This is a genomic window from Rouxiella badensis (assembly GCF_026967515.2).
Classification (GTDB): Bacteria; Pseudomonadota; Gammaproteobacteria; order Enterobacterales; family Enterobacteriaceae; genus Rouxiella; species Rouxiella badensis.
The window spans coordinates 2,364,859-2,384,100 of sequence record NZ_CP114062.1; the positions used below are offsets into that span (position 1 = coordinate 2,364,859).

21 protein-coding genes and 1 other annotated feature are annotated in these 19,242 nt (G+C 50.7%); of the genes, 7 read left to right on the forward strand and 14 right to left on the reverse strand.

What is annotated here, in order from left to right; genetic code table 11:
• Positions 1–43: 43 nt before the first annotated feature.
• The 3 genes from O1V65_RS10905 to O1V65_RS10915 all read right to left on the reverse strand — a co-directional run bounded on the left by O1V65_RS10905 (position 44) and on the right by O1V65_RS10915 (position 2,228).
• Entirely contained in the window at positions 44–595 is a 552-nt protein-coding gene (locus tag O1V65_RS10905) for a glutathione peroxidase (RefSeq protein WP_017494078.1), read from the reverse strand.
• A 79-nt stretch (positions 596–674) separates the two neighbouring features.
• The gene (gene btuC, locus O1V65_RS10910; protein WP_227952806.1) at positions 675–1,682 is read right to left on the reverse strand and encodes a vitamin B12 ABC transporter permease BtuC; all 1,008 of its coding nucleotides are present in this window, start codon (positions 1,680–1,682) and stop codon (positions 675–677) included.
• Positions 1,683–1,850: 168 nt separating this feature from the next.
• A complete protein-coding gene (locus O1V65_RS10915; protein WP_227952804.1) occupies positions 1,851–2,228 on the reverse strand; it encodes a DUF2502 domain-containing protein in 378 nt (125 codons plus the stop codon).
• Positions 2,229–2,493: 265 nt separating this feature from the next.
• Between O1V65_RS10915 and O1V65_RS10920 the strand changes: the two genes are divergently transcribed.
• Positions 2,494–2,640, forward strand: coding sequence for a hypothetical protein (locus O1V65_RS10920; RefSeq protein WP_227952802.1), 147 nt, complete (start codon positions 2,494–2,496; stop codon positions 2,638–2,640).
• A 416-nt stretch (positions 2,641–3,056) separates the two neighbouring features.
• Here the strand turns inward: O1V65_RS10920 and ihfA are convergent, their stop codons facing one another.
• From ihfA to O1V65_RS10965, 9 genes are all read right to left on the reverse strand, one after another.
• The gene (gene ihfA / locus O1V65_RS10925) at positions 3,057–3,353 is read right to left on the reverse strand and encodes an integration host factor subunit alpha (RefSeq protein ID WP_004717732.1); all 297 of its coding nucleotides are present in this window, start codon (positions 3,351–3,353) and stop codon (positions 3,057–3,059) included.
• A gap of 4 nt (positions 3,354–3,357) precedes the next feature.
• On the reverse strand, positions 3,358–5,745 hold the full coding sequence (pheT, locus tag O1V65_RS10930; RefSeq protein ID WP_084912814.1) for a phenylalanine--tRNA ligase subunit beta: 2,388 nt from the start codon (positions 5,743–5,745) through the stop codon (positions 3,358–3,360).
• 14 nt (positions 5,746–5,759) lie between these two features.
• Complete coding sequence (gene pheS / locus O1V65_RS10935; RefSeq protein ID WP_017492522.1) at positions 5,760–6,743, reverse strand: phenylalanine--tRNA ligase subunit alpha; 984 nt, start codon at positions 6,741–6,743, stop codon at positions 5,760–5,762.
• An 81-nt stretch (positions 6,744–6,824) separates the two neighbouring features.
• Positions 6,825–6,949, reverse strand: a sequence feature (Phe leader region).
• The gene (pheM, locus tag O1V65_RS10940) at positions 6,900–6,944 is read right to left on the reverse strand and encodes a pheST operon leader peptide PheM (RefSeq protein ID WP_106120997.1); all 45 of its coding nucleotides are present in this window, start codon (positions 6,942–6,944) and stop codon (positions 6,900–6,902) included. It overlaps the preceding feature by 45 nt.
• A gap of 71 nt (positions 6,950–7,020) precedes the next feature.
• Entirely contained in the window at positions 7,021–7,377 is a 357-nt protein-coding gene (gene rplT, locus O1V65_RS10945; protein ID WP_009635878.1) for a 50S ribosomal protein L20, read from the reverse strand.
• A 59-nt stretch (positions 7,378–7,436) separates the two neighbouring features.
• Positions 7,437–7,634, reverse strand: coding sequence for a 50S ribosomal protein L35 (gene rpmI, locus O1V65_RS10950; RefSeq protein ID WP_017492523.1), 198 nt, complete (start codon positions 7,632–7,634; stop codon positions 7,437–7,439).
• A 99-nt stretch (positions 7,635–7,733) separates the two neighbouring features.
• On the reverse strand, positions 7,734–8,285 hold the full coding sequence (infC, locus tag O1V65_RS10955; protein ID WP_071882841.1) for a translation initiation factor IF-3: 552 nt from the start codon (positions 8,283–8,285) through the stop codon (positions 7,734–7,736).
• A 3-nt stretch (positions 8,286–8,288) separates the two neighbouring features.
• The gene (gene thrS, locus O1V65_RS10960) at positions 8,289–10,217 is read right to left on the reverse strand and encodes a threonine--tRNA ligase (protein ID WP_227952795.1); all 1,929 of its coding nucleotides are present in this window, start codon (positions 10,215–10,217) and stop codon (positions 8,289–8,291) included.
• A 346-nt stretch (positions 10,218–10,563) separates the two neighbouring features.
• Entirely contained in the window at positions 10,564–11,196 is a 633-nt protein-coding gene (locus O1V65_RS10965; protein ID WP_026110622.1) for a transglycosylase SLT domain-containing protein, read from the reverse strand.
• A gap of 322 nt (positions 11,197–11,518) precedes the next feature.
• Here O1V65_RS10965 and O1V65_RS10970 point away from each other — a divergent pair, with 322 nt between their 5' ends.
• Positions 11,519–12,382 carry a fructosamine kinase family protein gene (locus O1V65_RS10970; protein ID WP_017492527.1) on the forward strand — a complete coding sequence of 288 codons (864 nt, stop codon included), beginning with the start codon at positions 11,519–11,521 and terminating at the stop codon, positions 12,380–12,382.
• A gap of 121 nt (positions 12,383–12,503) precedes the next feature.
• On the opposite strand, the gene O1V65_RS10975 is transcribed toward O1V65_RS10970, so the two are convergent.
• Positions 12,504–13,052, reverse strand: a complete 549-nt coding sequence (locus O1V65_RS10975) for a YniB family protein (protein ID WP_017492528.1) — start codon at positions 13,050–13,052, stop codon at positions 12,504–12,506.
• Between the two features lie 181 nt (positions 13,053–13,233).
• Between O1V65_RS10975 and hxpB the strand changes: the two genes are divergently transcribed.
• The 5 genes from hxpB to O1V65_RS11000 all read left to right on the forward strand — a co-directional run bounded on the left by hxpB (position 13,234) and on the right by O1V65_RS11000 (position 18,073).
• Positions 13,234–13,911: a hexitol phosphatase HxpB gene (gene hxpB, locus O1V65_RS10980; RefSeq protein WP_017492529.1), complete on the forward strand. Its 678-nt coding sequence runs from the start codon at positions 13,234–13,236 to the stop codon at positions 13,909–13,911.
• 225 nt (positions 13,912–14,136) lie between these two features.
• A complete protein-coding gene (gene kduI / locus O1V65_RS10985; protein WP_017492530.1) occupies positions 14,137–14,973 on the forward strand; it encodes a 5-dehydro-4-deoxy-D-glucuronate isomerase in 837 nt (278 codons plus the stop codon).
• Between the two features lie 46 nt (positions 14,974–15,019).
• On the forward strand, positions 15,020–15,781 hold the full coding sequence (gene kduD / locus O1V65_RS10990) for a 2-dehydro-3-deoxy-D-gluconate 5-dehydrogenase KduD (protein ID WP_017492531.1): 762 nt from the start codon (positions 15,020–15,022) through the stop codon (positions 15,779–15,781).
• Positions 15,782–15,930: 149 nt separating this feature from the next.
• A complete protein-coding gene (locus O1V65_RS10995; protein ID WP_084912815.1) occupies positions 15,931–16,488 on the forward strand; it encodes a metal-dependent hydrolase in 558 nt (185 codons plus the stop codon).
• A 193-nt stretch (positions 16,489–16,681) separates the two neighbouring features.
• Entirely contained in the window at positions 16,682–18,073 is a 1,392-nt protein-coding gene (locus O1V65_RS11000) for an L-cystine transporter (RefSeq protein WP_017492533.1), read from the forward strand.
• A 189-nt stretch (positions 18,074–18,262) separates the two neighbouring features.
• Here the strand turns inward: O1V65_RS11000 and kdgR are convergent, their stop codons facing one another.
• Positions 18,263–19,054 (reverse strand): DNA-binding transcriptional regulator KdgR, encoded by a 792-nt coding sequence (gene kdgR / locus O1V65_RS11005; protein ID WP_017492534.1) that lies wholly within the window; start codon positions 19,052–19,054, stop codon positions 18,263–18,265.
• Between the last annotated feature and the right edge of the window lie 188 nt (positions 19,055–19,242).

Here is a 19,242-nt window from a genome sequence, read left to right on the forward strand (position 1 = left end):
AAGTCAGGGCGGAAACTTTCCGCCCTTTTAGCCCAAACAAGATTTATTTCGCCAGCGCTTTTTTAACCGCCTCGAGCAAAATAGGATCTTCCGGCGTCATATCTGGTGCAAACCGTTGAAGCACTTCACCGTCACGTCCGATCAGGAACTTCTCAAAGTTCCATAGAATGTTTTCAGGCTTGACCGGCTCACGGCCTTTGCTTGCCAATCGCTGATAGAATTCGCTGCCCTCAGGTTTTACCGCCTGCGGTTTTGCCGCTGTCAGCGCTTTATACAGCGGATGTCGACCCTCACCGTTGACCTCGATTTTACTAAACAGCGGGAATTTCACGCCAAACTGGGTAGTACAGAAGGTCTGAATTTCCTCCTCGGTACCCGGCTCCTGCGCGCCAAACTCATTGCACGGGAATCCCAGAACCTCAAAACCTTGCTCATGCAAGGACTGATACAGTTTCTCAAGACCTTCATACTGCTTGGTCAGGCCGCACTGTGATGCGACGTTAACCACCAACAACACTTTGCCCTCAAAGGCACCCAGCGTGGTTGATTTGCCGTCAATGGTGGTCAGTGGAGTTGAATAAATCGCATGACTCATAATTCGTATCCTATTGTCGTGGTTAGGGTAAACACTGTGATAATAGCGAAAACGGAACAGCAATCGATGAAAATGCTGCCTAGTCGAGCCGCTCGCCTCTCGCCAGCAGCCAAATAAATAGGGGCGCGCCCAAAACGGCGGTCACGACCCCGATAGGGAGTTCGGCAGAATACAGCGCAATGCGCGCCATCACATCCGCCGATAATAATACGCCACCGCCGGCCAGCGCGCAGGCAGGAAGCAGTCGCCGTTGATCGGTTATGCCGCTTAAGCGCAGCAAATGGGGGATAACCAGACCCACAAAGCCGATGACACCTGCCAGCGCGACGCTAATGCCTACTATCCAGCCCATCGCGAGCACCAGCAAATTACGCCAGACGGCGACAGGCAGGCCAAGCTGCTGCGCCTGATGGGCGCCAAGTGAAAGCAGATTCAGGGGATGCCCCTGTGCGCAGAGCCACAGCAAAACCGGCAACAGCAGCAGACCAAGCCACGACTGACTCCAGTCGATACCGCCAAAACCGCCCATCATCCAGTACATCAGCTGACGCAGGTCGAGGCTGGAACTAAAGTACACCGCCCACGTCATGATGGCGCTACAGATAATGCCAATCGCGACGCCGACCAGCAGCAGTCGCGAATGCGCAAACAGCCGCCTGCGGGCGAAATACAGCAAGACGAAGGTGACTGCCAGCGAACCGGCAACCGCCGCAAGACTCATTATCCATATAGGAAGCAGGCCGTGGCCCAACAGGACACAAATCACCAGCGCTACGCCACCGCCGCTTGAGACCCCGAGCAGACCCGGCTCAGCCAGCGAGTTTTCAAACAGTGCCTGCATCACGGCTCCGCAAACGGCAAGCCCTGCCCCAACGAGTATCACCGCCAACGCGCGTGGCAGTCGAATCTGCCAGACAAACAGTTTAGCCGAAGGTGTCAGCCATTGATCCGGCCACAGCCAGCTGTCACCCGCGCAAAGGCTGAAAATCAGCACCGCTGCCAACAGCAGAGTCAGCGCCGTTAGCCGTTTAACGTCACGGCTTTTTTGTTGCTGTTCAAGCTGAATGAAAGAAGGGGTAGATGACATGTTAGCGGGGCAAGCTCCTGAGGCCATTCGGTGTTTCTGATTTTCATATTAAACAGTTAATAGCAGATTTGAACGCTAAATAGCGGCTTGCCGGAAAAAAGTCGATAAAAAAAGCTGCCGCACGGGTTGCGACAGCTTCATTGACTCCGCGCTTTTTACTGCGCGAGATTAGCTATGTGGACCGCTGGTTGGCGGAATAGGTCCATGGCCCTCTGCGCCGTGCGTGCCATTACCCTGGTCAGGACGCATGCCCCTTTCTGCACCGGCAAAGTGTTTTGGTGGCGGTTTAGGGTCCCAACGATCGCCATGCCAGTAAAGACCGCGGCTGTTGCGCTCCCCCAGGCGCTTGTTGTGGTGCTGATGCCACCACTGCGGCGAGCGCCACTCATAACCATCCCAATAGTGACCGCGAGTGTCTTGGTCACCAATATGAATGGAACCGCTCGGCGTATTGACGTCGACGTTTACAGCGGCCTGGGCAACGTTGATTTGCGCGACGGCCGGTAGGGTCAATGCGAGGCAAAACATCAAATGAGATTTTTTCACAACATCCACCTTAGTTTTATTTCCTGAGAAATTTAATAACAAGATGAATTATAGCTTAATCTAGGAAGACTGGGGATTTTCAGATAAATTGCGGCATGCTTACAATTAAAAAACAGTTGTATCAAAATAGAAATGAATTAATAGACTCTTGCGTAAATAACATTCAGCTTTCATAACTGCGCTAACATCTCTTAACGTTAGTCTGACAACAGATATTTTTCGTTTTATTTATAATCGGGCTGTTTAAACTAACAAAGGAATAATTATGCGTCGTATTTTGGCATTTGTTACCGTGGCTCTGGTTGCCTGTAGCCTCAGCGGCTGCTTATTCCCACCGTTCTGGGGTCCAGGTGGTGGCGGTTATCACGGCGGTGGCGGCGGCGGCTGGCACGGCGGCGGCCCAGGTCACTAATCGCGAGAAATGTTAACTTAAGCGTTTGTCGGTGGCATTACCGATATTAATCTCGCTAAGGTTTATTTTTTCGCAACAGTATTGACAACTTTATCAAGGGGCTTCGGCCCCTTTTTTTATTTTCCTAACGCTGAACAATAAAACAAAAAATCGTGCTCTAAATTAAATAAACTGCATCGTTAAATATTTAAAAAACGATTTAAGATAATTCCCTTTTCTCGATGAAATTTAATCTATCAGACTATTCCTGAAGATCCCAACACCTTAACGTTATCTTTTCACTTTCATTAAATACTTTTCAGTAGACACATTTTGGTCATATCTCGCGCCCCCTCCTTCATTCCCTGGCAGGGGTTCTTTTTTCAAATCGCGAGCAAAAAAAAAGGCCGCATACGCGGCCTTTTTATCAGACTGACTTATTCTTTCGGAGTGGCGTTTTCCACTCTGCTCTTCAACTTCTGTCCTGGACGGAAGGTCACCACACGGCGCGCCGTAATAGGAATGTCCTCGCCAGTTTTCGGGTTACGCCCCGGACGTTGGTTTTTGTCACGCAGATCAAAATTGCCAAAGCCAGACAATTTAACTTGTTCACCGTTCTCTAAAGCACGACGTACTTCTTCAAAGAATAGCTCAACCAGGTCTTTGGCATCCCGTTTGCTCAGCCCGAGCTTCTCAAACAGGTGTTCTGACATTTCAGCTTTAGTAAGCGCCATAGGTTCAATCCCTCAAGGATGCTTGGAATCGCTGTTTTAGAGCCTCTACACATCTTGCAACAGTAGCGGCAATCTCCTCTTCTTCCAGTGTACGAGCGGTATCCTGCAATACCAGACTGATAGCCAGGCTTTTAAAACCATCCGCTACGCCCTTGCCACGGTACACGTCAAATAAGTTTACGCCAACTACCTGATTTGCGCCAACTTTCTTACACTCTACCAAAATATCGTCTGCGGCGACGTTTTCAGGGACCACAACGGCGATGTCACGACGGTTTGCAGGGAAGCGAGAAATCTCGCGCGCGTCAGGCAGGACGCGGTCTGCGAGCTTATTCCACTCCATTTCGAACACCACAGTGCGACCATTCAGGTCAAGCTTACGTTCCAGTTCTGGATGTACTACTCCAATGAAACCAATACGTTCGCCGTGTAAATAAATTGCAGCACTCTGCCCCGGATGCAGCGCCGGGTTCACTTCTGCCTTGAACTGAATCTGGTCTAATTTGCCGGTAAGTTCAAGAATCGCTTCAAGATCACCCTTCAAATCGTAGTAGTCAACTGACTGACGCGCCAGATCCCAATGTTCTTCATTTCTGTTGCCTGAAATAACACCTGACAGCATGAGATCCTGACGAATACCCAAATATGCTTCAGAATCAGGAACAAAACGCAGGCCGCTCTCGAACAGACGCACGCGACTCTGCTGGCGATTCTGGTTGTAAACCACTGAAGTCAGTAAGCCAGTCCACAGCGAAAGACGCATTGCAGACATCTCTACGGATATTGGGTTAGGCAGGATCAGCGCTTCTTCGCCCGGATGCAGCCATTGCTGAACCTTAGGATCGACAAAGCTGTAGGTGATCGCTTCCTGGAAACCGCGATCAACCAGCAGATTTTTCACACGTTTCAGAGAAAGATCCGCTTCGCGATGCTGGGTCATTTCCAGATTGGCTTTAACGGGTACGTCAGGAATATTGTTGTAGCCGTAAACGCGCGCGACTTCTTCAACCAGGTCTTCTTCGATTTGCATATCGAAACGCCAGCTTGGCGCAACGGCAACCCAGCTTTCTGCCTGCACTTCAACCTGGCAGCCCAGACGCTTGAGAATATCAGTCACCTGCGCATCTTCTACGTGGTGGCCAATCAGGCGATCCAGCTTCTCACGACGCAGGGTAATTTTGGCCGCTTTAGGCAGCGTAGCGTCAGTGGTAACGTCAATAATCGGGCCAGCCTGTCCGCCACAGATTTCCAGCAGCAGCGCGGTAGCTCGCTCCATTGCCTTACGCTGCAACTCAGGGTCTACGCCACGCTCATAGCGGTGCGATGCATCAGTGTGCAGACCCTGACGGCGCGCACGGCCGGTTATTGACAGCGGGTTGAAGAAGGCAGACTCCAGCAGCACGTCCTGAGTCTGTGCGTTAACGCCGGAATGCGCCCCGCCGAAAATACCGCCCATTGCCAGCGCTTTCTTGTGGTCAGCAATAACCAGCACGTCGTCATTCAGTTTGGCCGTGGTGCCGTCCAGCAGCGTCAGCTCTTCGTCTTTGTTAGCCAGACGCACAACGATGCCGCCTTCGATGCGGTTCAGGTCGAAGGCATGCATTGGCTGGCCCAGTTCGAGCAGCACGTAGTTGGTGATGTCGACAACCGGGTCGATGGAACGAATACCGCAGCGGCGAAGCTTCTCGCTCATCCACAGCGGTGTTGGAGCGGCAACGTTAATATTTTTAACAACGCGGCCCAGATAGCGTGGGCAGGCCTCGTTAGCCTTAACCTCGATTGGCAGCGTGTCATTGATGGTTGCAGCCACTGGAGACATGTCTGGTTCAATCAGCGGCAGCTGGTTGATAACCGCGACGTCGCGCGCAACGCCGATGATGCCCAGGCAATCAGCGCGGTTAGGGGTGACGCTGATTTCGATAGTGTTGTCGTCAAGCTTCAGGAATTCACGGATGTCGGTGCCAATTGGCGCATCCAGCGGCAGCTCGATGATCCCTTCGCTCTCAACGTCAATACCCAGCTCGGAGAACGAGCACAGCATACCTTCAGAAGGCTCACCGCGCAGTTTCGCCGCCTTGATTTTGAAATCACCCGGCAAAACGGCACCAACGGTCGCCACGGCCACTTTCAGGCCCTGACGGCAGTTTGGCGCGCCGCAGACGATATCGAGCAGGCGATCGCCGCCCACGTTGATTTTAGTGACACGCAGTTTGTCGGCGTTGGGATGCTGGCCACACTCGACCACTTCCCCCACGACCACGCCGTTGAAAGCGCCAGCAACGGCATCAACACCGTCAACTTCCAGGCCGGCCATAGTAATTTGTTCTGATAGTTCTTCGCTGCTGATAGCTGGGTTTACCCACTCACGCAACCAGAGTTCACTGAATTTCATGTGATATTCCCGCCTTACTTAAACTGTTTGAGGAAACGCAGATCGTTTTCGAAGAATGCGCGCAGATCGTTCACGCCATAACGCAGCATGGTCAGACGCTCCATGCCCATACCGAATGCAAAGCCGGAGTAGACTTCAGGATCGATACCGACGTTGCGTAAGACGTTAGGGTGAACCATGCCGCAGCCCAGCACTTCGAGCCATTTACCGTTCTTGCCCATTACGTCAACTTCCGCAGAAGGTTCAGTGAATGGGAAGTAGGAAGGACGGAAACGAATTTGCAGATCGGCTTCAAAGAAGTTGTTCAGGAAGTCGTGCAGCGTGCCCTTCAGATTGCTGAAGCTGATGTTTTTATCAACGATCAGGCCTTCCATCTGATGGAACATCGGGGTATGGGTCTGATCGTAATCGTTACGATATACGCGACCTGGAACGATGATACGGATCGGCGGCTGCTGGTTTTTCATGGTGTGGATCTGTACCCCAGAAGTCTGGGTACGCAGCAAACGGGTCGCATCAAACCAGAAGGTGTCGTGATCGGCACGCGCTGGATGGTGGCTAGGAATATTCAGCGCATCAAAGTTGTGATAGTCATCTTCGATTTCAGGACCGGTTTCAACAGAAAAGCCAAGCTCGCCAAAGAAGGTCTCAATGCGGTCGATAGTGCGGGTTACAGGGTGCAGACCGCCGTTCTCGATGCGACGTCCAGGCAGGGAAACGTCGATAGTTTCCTCGGCCAGTCGTGCGTTGAGGGCCGCAGACTCCAGGTCGTTCTTGCGTGCGTTCAGCGCGTCCTGAACTTCCTGCTTGGCCTGGTTGATAACCGCACCCGCCGCCGGACGCTCTTCAGCTGGCAACTCGCGCAGTGAAGTCATCTGTAGGGTCAAATGCCCCTTCTTGCCTAAATACTCGACGCGGACTAAATCTAGCGCGGCGACGTCCTGGGCACTCTCTACGGCTGCCTTGGCATTGGCAACCAGTTCTGCGAGATGTGACATTGCTTTCCTCTTCTTCTGGCCGATGTGACCCGATGTGAAATAAAAGTATGAGTAAATCTTGAATTCGAATGGGCAAGAGCAAAAAAAAAAGCCTCCACTAGGGAGGCTTTAGCGCTTTTTTCCGTTTCTTTTCTTACGCGCGAAAGCCTTCCTGAGTCAGGCGCTAAAGTAAAAAAAGAAGCGGAAAATAGCAGCATTCATGCTTGCATTACCTTAAATATTAACGGTTTTATCAATGCAATATAAAAGAGGGAGCAAGCTCCCTCTTTCACCTGACTTACGCCAGAGCTGCTCTCGCTTTTTCGACCAGTGCAGAGAATGCCACTTTGTCGAATACTGCGATGTCAGCCAGAATCTTACGGTCAATTTCAATAGAAGCTTTTTTCAAGCCGTTAATGAATTTGCTGTAAGACATGTCGTTCTGACGAGCTGCTGCGTTGATACGCGCGATCCACAGCTGACGGAACTGACGTTTCTTTTGACGACGGTCACGGTAAGCGTATTGACCAGCTTTGATAACAGCCTGGAATGCAACACGATATACGCGCGAACGGGCACCGTAGTAACCTTTCGCCTGCTTTAAAATTTTCTTGTGACGTGCACGTGCAATCACACCACGTTTTACGCGAGCCATATGCTCTCCTGAGTTTTATTCTTGATTAAAAAAAGTGATATATCTTTAAGGATATATTTTTAAGCGTACGGCAAGCATGCAACAACCAGACCCAAATCGTTCTTGGATACTTGGCCTTTTGGACGCAGGTGACGTTTACGCTTAGTCGATTTTTTGGTCAGAATGTGACGCAGGTTAGCGTGCTTACGCTTAAAACCACCGTTAGCGGTTTTTTTGAAGCGTTTAGCGGCGCCGCGTACTGTTTTGATCTTTGGCATTATAAATAATTCCACTTCGCATTGTTGATAACATGAATCAGTAAGGCGAACATGACCCACGGCATGCAAGCACGCTGTGGGTCAGGCTACTTGAGAGCCTTATTGTTTCTTCTTGGGTGCGAGCACCATAATCATCTGACGGCCTTCGATCTTCGTAGGGAAGGATTCGACAACGGCCAGATCAATATCTTCACACAGGTCTTTACGGACGCGGTTAAGCACTTCCATACCGATCTGCTGGTGCGCCATTTCACGTCCGCGGAAACGAAGCGTGATTTTGGCTTTATCGCCATCTTCCAGAAAGCGAATCAGGTTGCGTAGTTTGACCTGATAGTCGCCATCATCGGTACCAGGTCGGAATTTGATTTCCTTAACCTGAATAACTTTTTGTTTCTTTTTCTGTTCTTTAGTCGATTTGCTCTTCTCGTAGAGGAACTTGCCGTAATCCATGATTCGGCAAACCGGCGGCTCGGCATTCGGACTGATTTCTACTAAATCAACACCAGCTTCCTCAGCTTTTTCAAGAGCTTCATTCAGACTGACAATACCAATCTGCTCGCCATCGACGCCAGTTAGGCGAACTTCTTGCGCGCGAATTTCTCTGTTAATGCGATTAGGACGCGCCGGTTGAACTCGTTTTCCGCCTTTAATACTTTATTCCTCCAGTTGATGAAGACTTCTGCTGCGGATCTCCGCCAGCAGTTTGTCAACGACTTCGCTAACGTCCATGCTTCCCAGGTCTTTACCGCGGCGGGTACGAACGGCAACTTTGCCTGCTTCGACCTCTTTATCACCACAAACCAACATATAGGGAACACGACGCAGCGTGTGCTCGCGGATTTTAAAGCCAATCTTCTCATTTCTCAAGTCGGCTTTAACGCGAATACCTGCATCTTGCAGTTTTTTGGTTAATTCTTCGACATAAGGCGCCTGTGAATCGGTAATATTCATCACAACTACCTGTACCGGTGCAATCCAGGTTGGGAAGAAGCCCGCGTATTCTTCTGTCAGAATACCAATGAAGCGTTCCATTGAACCCAAAATTGCTCGGTGAATCATAACCGGGGTCTTACGATCGTTGCTTTCGCCGATGTAAGTGGCGTCTAAACGCTCCGGTAATGAAAAGTCGAGCTGCACGGTACCACACTGCCACGCACGATCCAAACAATCATGCAAGGTAAATTCAATTTTCGGACCATAGAAGGCCCCTTCACCCGGCTGATATTCGAATGCGATGTCATTTTCGACTAACGCAGCCGCAAGGTCGGCTTCGGCACGGTCCCACATTTCGTCGGTACCGATGCGTTTGACAGGACGAGTCGAGAGCTTGACTACCACCTTCTCAAACCCGAAAGTGCCGTACATATCGTAGACCATTTTGATACAGCTGTTCACTTCATCGCGAACCTGCTCTTCCGTACAGAAGATGTGGGCGTCGTCCTGAGTGAAGCCACGAACGCGCATCAGGCCGTGCAAGGCACCCGACGGTTCATTACGGTGACAGCTACCAAATTCAGCCATGCGCAGCGGCAGATCGCGGTAAGACTTCAACCCTTGGTTGAAAATCTGCACGTGACCTGGGCAGTTCATCGGCTTGATGCAGTATTCACGGTTCTCGGAAGAGGTGGTGAACATTGCTTCTTTGTAGTTGTCCCAGTGGCCCGTTTTTTCCCACAGCACACGGTCCATCATGAACGGGCCTTTCACTTCCTGATACTGATAAGACTTCAGCTTCATGCGCACGAAGGCTTCCAGCTCGCGGAAGATGGTCCAGCCGTCGTTGTGCCAGAACACCATACCCGGCGCTTCTTCCTGCATGTGATACAGGTCAAGCTGCTTACCGATTTTACGGTGGTCGCGCTTACCGGCTTCTTCAAGACGTTGCAGGTAGGAGTTCAGCTGCTTCTTGTCAGCCCAGGCTGTACCATAAATGCGCTGCAACATTTTATTGTTGCTGTCGCCACGCCAGTAAGCGCCAGAAGTCTTCTGTAACTTGAAGTGGTGGCAGAAACGCATGTTCGGCACGTGTGGACCACGGCACATATCAACGTATTCTTCGTGATGATACAGGCCCGGACGATCGTCATGGCTGATGTTTTCATCAAGAATAGTCATTTTGTACTGCTCGCCGCGACTCTCAAAGGTGTCGCGCGCTTCCTGCCAGCTGACTTTCTTTTTAATAACGTCGTAATTCTTTTCAGCCAGCTCGTGCATGCGCTTTTCAAGCAGGTCGAGATCTTCCTGAGTCAACGTGCGGTCCAGGTCAACATCGTAGTAGAAACCGTTGTCGATAGTAGGACCGATAGCCATCTTGGTGTTAGGCCAGAGCTGCTTAATCGCATGACCCAACAGGTGCGCACAGGAGTGACGGAGAATTTCAAGTCCGGCATCATCTTTGGCGGTGATAATGGCTAATTGAGCATCGTTCTCGATGAGATCGCTGGCATCAACCAGCTCACCGTTTACACGACCGGCGATACAGGCTTTCGCCAGACCCGGACCGATATCCAGTGCCACATCATAAGGAGAAACGGGATGATCAAACTGACGCTGACTTCCGTCAGGGAGAGTAATAACAGGCATGTTGTTTCCTCATCTACAGTGGTGCCCCACACGACAGAGCACATATAGAAAAATATTTGTATTTGAATTCATTTGGTTAATTGCGCTATTTAGCTTTACCTTGCCAAATATGTACACGCATAAGCTCAATCAACGGCAGAACTTAGGGTGTGACGCAAACAACTGGAAAAGAGTGTAACACCCGTAAAGCGCATTTTTCCAGCAACTTACGTGGCTTTTTTTGGGGAATACAGGCGTTACTGGCGTTGAGCCCAGTGATAGCAGGAGTGTGCAAGATTTCATGAAAGCACGGAAAGATTAAACGCCCCCGGATGTGTATCCACAGGGGGCGTTTATTGAATTCGTCTTAACGCATCGCCAGATAGGCGTTGTTCACTTTCCACAGATAACGTGGGGCCTGAGCGGCGGGGTGATTTTTCTGTATGTGTTTATAGAACTGCTCAGGCGTCATTTGATTAATTTTAGCCACGGCATAAACCCGATCTTTCGAGAAGGTTCTCAGCAGTGCTCCAGCTCCGTTTACATAAGCAACCGTAGTGGCATAGCGCAGGGTCTCGGGATTACTTATTCCGGCCAATTGCTGCTGCAACATGCTTAGGTAAGCGGTACCTAAATCAATATTAACACGTGGATCTTTCAGTTCATGGGTGGTCGGTTGACCATAGCGTCCTTTCAGTCGGTAAGCGTCGCGTCCTGCGGTCGAAGCCTTGAGTTGCATTAACCCGACGGCGTTAGACTTGCTGACTGCGCCAGGGTTAAATCCTGACTCTACCTGAATAATTGCCTTAACTAATGTTTCGTCGACGCCGTAGGTGCTGGCTGCCTGTTTAATAACGCTACCGTAAGGTCCCTGATGCATTAACGAGGGCTCTTCCTGAACAGGGTATTGCGGCGTCAATTTACTTGTTTGTATTGGGGTTTCTTTCGCGCACCCCGCTAAAAATAGCGCAGTCATCAAATAAAGAAATTTGAGTTTCACGTGTTTTCTCTCGCGACCTGGACGAAAGCCAGCATATACACATTTTTTGAACACTAGAATATATTTTTCGTCTATTATTAATAATGCTAGATGAAACAAGGAACTGAGGAATTAGTCGATCGGATAAATCCTGTATTAATGTCAGTTTTTGGTAATAATGCCTTTTTTACGTGCTTTGCGTGATTTTAGAAATAATGAATGTAGTAATCTGCCTGATATAAATAATCAATACCCTGCCCTGTGCTGTGCGTTCGATCGGGGTTTTCCTGCAATGAAAAAGCTAACTTAATGAATTATCTGGCCAGTCAGAAGGGGTGATACCATGTGGCAAGCCGTTAATCGTCTGTTGAGTGAACATCTTGGTAGTGCAGAAATTCGTGAACGCGTAGAGCTTCCCGGCGGTGAGATCCATGCCGCCTGGCGAGTAAGCTACGGCGACAAAGAGGTGTTTGTTAAGTGCAATAGCCGGGAAATGCTCGAGCTGTTTGCCGCCGAAGCCGATCAGTTGGCTATGCTCGCCAAGAGCAAAACGGTTCAGGTTCCGGAAGTCTACGGCGTTGGCAGCGACCGCGATTACAGTTTTCTGCTGCTTGAATATCTGCCGCTTTCCCCGCTCGACGTCGATAACGCCTACCTCCTGGGGCAACAGTTGGCCGCGCTTCATCAATGGAGCGAACAGCTTGAATTCGGATTGGACTTCGACAACGAACTTGCCACCGTAACGCAGCCAAACGCCTGGCAACGGCGCTGGGCGACCTTCTTCTCCCAGCAACGTATCGGCTGGCAGTTACAACTCGCCGCCGAGAAAGGCATGAATTTCGGCGATGCCGAGCTTATCGTTGAGAAGGTTCGGGCCAGGCTGCAAAACCACCAGCCACAGCCTTCCCTGCTGCACGGTGACCTTTGGCCACACAACTGCGCGCAGTCTGAAACGGGGCCGATTATTTTCGACCCGGCCTGCTATTGGGGTGACCGCGAATGCGATTTGGCGATGCTACCGCTTTACCCCAATATTCCTTCGCAGTTAATCGATGGCTATCAAAGTATTACCCCACTTCCCTCCGGCTATATTGAACGCCAGTCGATTTATCAGCTCTACTATTTGCTGAACCGAAGCAACCTGTTTGGAGGGCAACATATGGTGGTGGCTGAACGCGCGATTGCAAGATTACTGCACGAGAAATAGCGGGAATAAGGATAAGATATTTCCGAAAATAAGCCTGACCATAAAAATATGATCAGGCTTATTAATTACTGCACCAACCGTCTAATAACCTAATGTTATTCAGGCAATATTCTGACGCGGATTAGCCCAGCAGTCCTAATAATTTCAGAACGAAATAGGCCACAATCGCAATAATAATGGGCAGGATATAGAGCGGAAAAAACTGCAGGAAGATGGTGTGACGGGGAATAACAATCCGCTCTTCAATCTGCTGTTGAGTTCTCGCTTCGCTGCCCTTAGTTTGCTCAAGGATTAGCTGATCCTGAACGCCCTCACGAATGTGTCTGACCTGACGTGACATTCGCGCTCCGCTCGCCTGTAGCGCCAGACCCACGAAAATAAGCCAGTAAATCAGAATGAACATGATGTTGGCGCTGGTCACGCCCTGCCCCAATACCGGCTGCGGTGCGTTGTACCAGAATACGTTTAGGAACGGGGTGTTGAATTTGGCCATGTCCACCATTACGTGGACAAAATCGATCATGACCGCGTTGATCCCCTTCTCGGCTTTCGTCTGCTCATAAAAGAAGTTAAGCAATGAAATCACAGTAGAAAGTAGTGCAGGGATAAAAATCACCCATCCCAGGATCCGTTTTAAGACGGCGACGCGGCCTGCCTGTTGATACGTCATGTATTCCCCTTGTTTAGGACGTCTCAGTAGAAACGCCAGTTTACCCATAGTTATCGAAAGACGCCTAAAATTTTGGTTAACATCTTTTAATGACTCATTATTTCGGCGCTGAGCCCCTCAGCAGTCTGTGATATGCTCTTTTTATCATCAAGCTAATTCAGTGTAATCGGGAGTGGTAAAAATGAGTCATGTAAAACCCGTTCAAGCCGCAATTTTTGACATGGATGGACTACTGATTGATTCAGAGCCGTTATGGATGCAGTCAGAACTTGAGATTTTTGAAAGCATCGGCGTTGATATCTCTCGAAAAGACCTGATCCCCCACACGTTGGGGCTGCGGATTGATCAGACCGTTCGTCTTTGGGCGCAGGCGCTGCCGTGGAAGGGACCGAGTGAGGCAGAAGTTACTGCGCGAATCATCGCGCGCTGCATCGAGCTGGTCGAACAAAGCCGCCCTCTGCTGCCCGGCGTGCAGCACGCGCTTGAGCTGTGCCAGGAGCGCGGGCTGAAAATCGGCATCGCCTCTGCCTCGCCTTTGCATATGATAGACAAGGTGGTGGAGATGTTTAACCTGCAATCTTATTTCCAGACCCGCCAGTCTGCCGAATACCTGGCCTACAGCAAGCCGCACCCCGAGGTCTACCTGCTTGCCGCAGAGCACCTCGACGTCGACCCACTAGACTGCGTGACGCTGGAAGATTCCTTTAACGGCATGATTGCCACCAAGGCCGCGCGCATGCGCTCTATCGTCGTACCCGACAGTTTGCTGGCGCAGGACCTCCGTTGGTCGCTGGCCGACGTGAAACTAGCATCACTGGCCGAGCTCACGGCGGAAGACCTCGGCCTGTTTAATCACTAAACACAGTGCATCATCAAACGACGGGCCACAGCGCCCGTCTTTTTTTGCTTGAGGTCCGAGAAAAGTCACAAAGTTTGCGTGCACCCACAAAAATTAAAACAGCATTTCATTTTTATTGAATTATTAGTCCAACGATCCTATGCTTCTCTCAGCAACGAAAACCGAGTGTGGAAATCGTCATGCGCTTTCCGCGTTTTATTTTGTTTACGTAGAAGAGGCAACGACATGCAAGTCCGTCAAAGTATTCATAGCGATCACGCCAAACAACTCGATACCGCAGGACTGCGCCGTGAGTTTCTGATCGAGAAAATTTTCGAGAAAAATGCCTATACGATGACTTACAGCCACATTGACCGCATCATCGTCGGCGGCGTTATGCCGATCGAAAAAACCGTCACCGTGGGCGATGAAGTCGGAAAACAACTGGGCGTCAGCTATTTTCTGGAACGTCGTGAACTGGGCGTCATTAATATCGGTGGACCAGGCTTGATTGTTGTCGACGGAAAAACCTATGAAATCGGCAAGGAAGAGGCGCTTTACGTCGGCAAAGGCGCAAGACAGGTCGAATTTAGCAGCGTCGATGCACAGCACCCGGCTAAGTTCTATTACAACAGCGCCCCGGCGCATACCCGCTTCCCGGACAAGAAAGTTACGCTGGCCGAGGCGTCACCGCAGACGCTGGGCGATCCGGCGAGCAGTAACCGTCGTACTATCAATAAGTTCCTGGTACCTGACGTGCTGGAAACCTGCCAACTGACCATGGGCCTGACCAAACTCGAGGAAGGCAACCTGTGGAACACCATGCCTTGCCACACTCACGATCGTCGTATGGAAGTCTATTTCTACTTCGATATGGATGAAGAAACTGCGGTGTTTCACATGATGGGTGAGCCACAGGAGACACGCCACCTGCTGGTGCACAACGAGCAGGCAGTTATCTCGCCAAGCTGGTCGATTCATGCCGGTGTCGGCACTAAGCGCTACACCTTTATCTGGGGCATGGTCGGCGAAAATCAGGTATTTAACGACATGGATCAGGTTCCGGTCAGCGCACTCCGATAAGGCGTTTAACTGACCTCCACCGCATAAGCAGAGACGAGAAACGATTATGGTGCTGAACAGCTTTGATCTTGAAGGAAAAGTGGCGCTGGTCACCGGCTGTAATACCGGCCTTGGCCAGGCAATGGCGGTGGGCCTTGCGCAGGCCGGTTGCGACATCATTGGCGTAAACCGCTCTGAGCCGAATGAAACACTCGATCAGGTGCACGCCCTCGGGCGGCGCTTCCTGGACTTACGTGCCGATCTGACCAGCATTGAAGCTATTCCTCGGCTGCTTGAAAGCGCCGTTAGCGAACTCGGCCATATCGATATTCTGGTCAATAATGCCGGTATCATTCGCCGCGAGGATGCGCTGAAATTCAGCGAGAAGGACTGGGATGACGTGATGAACGTCAACAGCAAGACGCTGTTCTTTATGGCGCAGGCAGTGGCGAGGCAGTTTATCAAGCAGGGGCGCGGCGGAAAGATAATCAATATTGCGTCGATGCTGTCGTATCAGGGCGGGATCCGCGTGCCGTCTTATACGGCGTCTAAAAGCGCCGTAATGGGGATCACCCGCCTGCTCGCCAACGAATGGGCGAAATATAATATTAACGTCAACGCCATTGCCCCCGGCTATATGGTTACCAACAATACCGAACAGTTGCGTGCCGACGAGGGGCGCAGTCAGGAGATTCTCGACCGCATTCCCGCCGGGCGATGGGGTGAACAGGAGGATATTATGGGACCGGTGGTGTTTCTGGCATCGGGCGCCTCTGACTACGTTAATGGTTACACGCTGGCGGTAGACGGCGGCTGGCTGGCGAGATAGCGATAAAATCGCTCATTACACTGTCACCGACACACTATTTTTCATTTATTATTCAAATAATTGACAAATAGTTACAGCGTAACACCTTCCGCATAAAAAGGCTTTCATCTATACTGGATAAAATAACAGTTATTCAGTTCGGATGCATTATGACTGCGGAAGGTCATCTCATTTTTTCAATTGCTTGCGCAGTCTTTGCTAAAAAAGCTGAGCTGTCGCCTGAGCTTGCTCACGGTGACTGGTGGCATATTATCCCTGCCTCACTGCTCACCTCGCTGCTGCCCGATATCGATCACCCTAAATCTCTGCTTGGGCAACGCCTGAAATGGATTTCGGCGCCTATCGCCCGTATGTTTGGGCATCGAGGATTCACCCATAGCCTGCTGGCCGTCGCCGCAGGGGTGTTTTTACTGAAAACCCGCCTGCCGCATGACTGGGTTATTCCAATTGATGCGCTGCACGGCATGGTGATAGGCTATCTCAGCCACATTATTGCCGATATGCTAACTCCTGCGGGTGTGCCTCTGCTGTGGCCCTGCCGCTGGCGTTTCCGTCTGCCGCTGATCCAAAGTCAGAAAGGCAACCAGCTTGAGCGCACCTTCTGCCTGCTGATGGTCGGACTTACCCTGTTCTGGCCGAACTGGACGCCTATCATTGATGCGGTCAATCCGCACGGTCTTAACTTCATTTTGAAGTATTTGACTTAATGTCGGCGAACAAGCCGCCAAATAGCGCGTAATTCATACAAAAAAAAGCCAAAAGTAATAGCCTATTCCTTTTGGCTATAAGTATCCCTCCGGCCTATCTGGTAATCTACGCGCATTGTAATACGCTGGTGCCCCCTTCTAAAGGCAGCATTCTTAAAGCATTGTTCGTTAAGTTATCTCTGGAGCTCTAGGTATGAATCTTCCGCTCGTACTAAACGTAGTGGTATTTGTTGTCCTTCTTTTATTGCTGGCAAAATCGAGCCGCAAGCAGTGGAGTCTGGCAAAGAAAGTCCTTGTAGGCTTGTTGGTCGGCGTGGTGTTTGGTCTGGCGTTACAGCTGATCTATGGTTCTGACAGCGCTATTCTGAAAAACTCTATTCCGTGGTTTAATATTGTGGGTAACGGCTACGTACAGCTGCTGCAAATGATTGTTATGCCGCTGGTATTTGTGTCTATTCTCAGCGCGGTTGCCCGCCTGCACAATGCCTCTTCACTGGGTAAAATCAGTTTCCTGACCATCGGCACGCTGCTGTTCACTACGCTGATTGCCGCACTGGTCGGCGTCTTCGTGACCAAGCTGTTTGGCCTGACCGCCGAAGGTCTGGTACAAGGCTCGCAGGAAACCGCACGTCTTGCCGCTATTCAGACCAACTATATTGGCAAGGTTGCCGATTTGACCGTGCCACAGATGGTGCTGTCATTTATCCCAAAAAACCCGTTTGCCGACCTGACCGGTGCAAGCCCAACCTCAATCATCAGCGTAGTGATTTTCTCCGCTTTCGTCGGTGTTGCTGCGCTTCAGCTGGTGAAAGACGATGCCGAAAAAGGGCCTAAGGTGCTTGCCTTCATCGACATCATGCAGTCTTGGGTGATGAAGCTGGTTCGTCTGGTGATGAAACTGACCCCTTATGGCGTGATGGCGCTGATGACCAAAGTGGTTGCCGGCTCCAACATTCATGACATCATCAAGCTCGGCAGCTTCGTGGTCGCCTCCTATCTGGGTCTGGCGATTATGTTCGCCGTCCACGCCCTGCTGTTGTCCTTTACCGGCGTTAATCCCGCGAAGTTCTTCCGTAAAGTGTGGCCGGTGCTGTCTTTCGCCTTCACCAGTCGCTCAAGTGCCGCCACCATTCCGTTGAGCGTAGAAGCACAAACTCGTCGTTTGGGCATTCCTGAGTCAATCGCCAGCTTCGCCGCCTCTTTTGGTGCCACCATCGGTCAGAACGGCTGTGCTGGCCTGTATCCAACCATGCTGGCGGTGATGGTCGCACCTACCGTGGGTATCAACCCGTTTGAACCGATGTGGATTGCCACACTGGTCGGTATCGTCACGCTCAGTTCAGCGGGCGTTGCGGGCGTAGGCGGCGGTGCAACCTTCGCAGCACTGATCGTACTGCCTGCGATGGGCCTACCGGTGACGCTGGTAGCACTGCTTATCTCCATCGAACCTCTGATAGATATGGGCCGTACCGCGTTAAACGTCAGTGGTTCAATGACCGCCGGGACTATTACCAGCCAGTTGCTGAAACTGACCGATAAAAAAGTCATGGACGAAGAAGAACACGCCGAACTGGCGCACCGTTAATCGAGACCGTTAAAGCCTGTCAAGGCGGCGTTAAAACAAGCGTCGCCGGCTTTACTCTCTGGAACAGAAGCAGGCTCGCACTCTTTATATTCTGGCCGTGATTATTGTTCCCAGCCTCGTTTGGCACCACAAAAAAAAACGCTCCACATCATGGGAGCGTTTTTCTTTTAAGCCTAAGCCGGAAATTTTTTAGAAAGGATAATCGTGATAACCGAGCTGCTCAGAGATATTTCTCGCCGCCGTGTGCAGCATCGCGACATAGTCCTGTTTGCTCTCTTCCGAGAAACGAATGGTCGGGAACGAGATACTTAGCCCTGCCACTACCACACCAAATCGGTCAAACACCGGTACAGCGATGCATCGCAGCCCTTGTTCCTGCTCTTCGTTATCTTCGCCATAACCCTGCTCACGCACCTGCTCAAGCACCTTCACCAGACTTGGTACATCCATGAGGGTATTTTCGGTACTGCGGGTAAACTGCATCTCGGCCAATATTGCCTGAACGTCGTTCTGTTCTCCCCAGGCCAACAATACCTTGCCGATAGCGGTACTGTGCAGAGGATTACGACGACCGATACGTGAGTGCATGCGCAGGTTATACATCGAATCAATCTTGTGGATATAAACGATGCCGTCTTCGTCCAGCGCACCCAGGTGAATGGTTTCACGCGTTAGACGAGAAAGCTCACGCATCTGGATGTCGGCGCTGCGAATAAGATCAACGTTTTGCAACGCTTTGGCACCCAGTTCAAACAGTTTCAGGGTCAGCGTGTATTTCTCCGACTCCCCTTCCTGATCGACATAGCCGAGAGACTTCATCGTTTGCAGGAAACGATATACCGTGCTCTTCGACATCATCACGCGCTGTGAAAGCTCCGTAATACCGATCTCGCGTTCGTCACCCAGGGCCTGCAAAATGCCAAATACTTTGAGTACCGAGGATACTGAATCGGGTTGCTTATCAAGATCTGCAATAGCCATAGTCTCTCTACCTGCCTGGATTTTGTTTTGTATATTATTGGCCCCATTATTCCATAAACAATCGTCGGATACTTTTTTTGTTTCATAAAAAATGGAACGCTATTTCTATGAAATTAAACCAAGCGCAAGGCGCGCATGTGAGTGAAATGTTAATTCTCGTTACAATTAATAAAGATGATGACTGGCTT

Excerpts from the sequence above, each read along its gene's own strand:
- rplT (WP_009635878.1), bottom strand. The coding sequence starts at position 7,377 with ATGGCTCGCGTAAAACGTGGTGTGATTGCACGTGCACGTCACAAGAAA.
- pheS (WP_017492522.1), bottom strand. The coding sequence starts at position 6,743 with ATGTCACATCTCGCAGAACTGGTTGCCAATGCCAAGGCAGCCGTAGAG.
- kduI (WP_017492530.1), top strand. The coding sequence starts at position 14,137 with ATGCAAGTCCGTCAAAGTATTCATAGCGATCACGCCAAACAACTCGAT.
- O1V65_RS10970 (WP_017492527.1), top strand. The coding sequence starts at position 11,519 with ATGTGGCAAGCCGTTAATCGTCTGTTGAGTGAACATCTTGGTAGTGCA.
- O1V65_RS10975 (WP_017492528.1), bottom strand. The coding sequence starts at position 13,052 with ATGACGTATCAACAGGCAGGCCGCGTCGCCGTCTTAAAACGGATCCTG.
- kdgR (WP_017492534.1), bottom strand. The coding sequence starts at position 19,054 with ATGGCTATTGCAGATCTTGATAAGCAACCCGATTCAGTATCCTCGGTA.
- rpmI (WP_017492523.1), bottom strand. The coding sequence starts at position 7,634 with ATGCCAAAGATCAAAACAGTACGCGGCGCCGCTAAACGCTTCAAAAAA.
- hxpB (WP_017492529.1), top strand. The coding sequence starts at position 13,234 with ATGAGTCATGTAAAACCCGTTCAAGCCGCAATTTTTGACATGGATGGA.
- kduD (WP_017492531.1), top strand. The coding sequence starts at position 15,020 with ATGGTGCTGAACAGCTTTGATCTTGAAGGAAAAGTGGCGCTGGTCACC.
- ihfA (WP_004717732.1), bottom strand. The coding sequence starts at position 3,353 with ATGGCGCTTACTAAAGCTGAAATGTCAGAACACCTGTTTGAGAAGCTC.
- O1V65_RS10905 (WP_017494078.1), bottom strand. The coding sequence starts at position 595 with ATGAGTCATGCGATTTATTCAACTCCACTGACCACCATTGACGGCAAA.
- O1V65_RS11000 (WP_017492533.1), top strand. The coding sequence starts at position 16,682 with ATGAATCTTCCGCTCGTACTAAACGTAGTGGTATTTGTTGTCCTTCTT.
- O1V65_RS10920 (WP_227952802.1), top strand. The coding sequence starts at position 2,494 with ATGCGTCGTATTTTGGCATTTGTTACCGTGGCTCTGGTTGCCTGTAGC.
- O1V65_RS10995 (WP_084912815.1), top strand. The coding sequence starts at position 15,931 with ATGACTGCGGAAGGTCATCTCATTTTTTCAATTGCTTGCGCAGTCTTT.
- pheT (WP_084912814.1), bottom strand. The coding sequence starts at position 5,745 with ATGAAATTCAGTGAACTCTGGTTGCGTGAGTGGGTAAACCCAGCTATC.
- thrS (WP_227952795.1), bottom strand. The coding sequence starts at position 10,217 with ATGCCTGTTATTACTCTCCCTGACGGAAGTCAGCGTCAGTTTGATCAT.
- btuC (WP_227952806.1), bottom strand. The coding sequence starts at position 1,682 with ATGTCATCTACCCCTTCTTTCATTCAGCTTGAACAGCAACAAAAAAGC.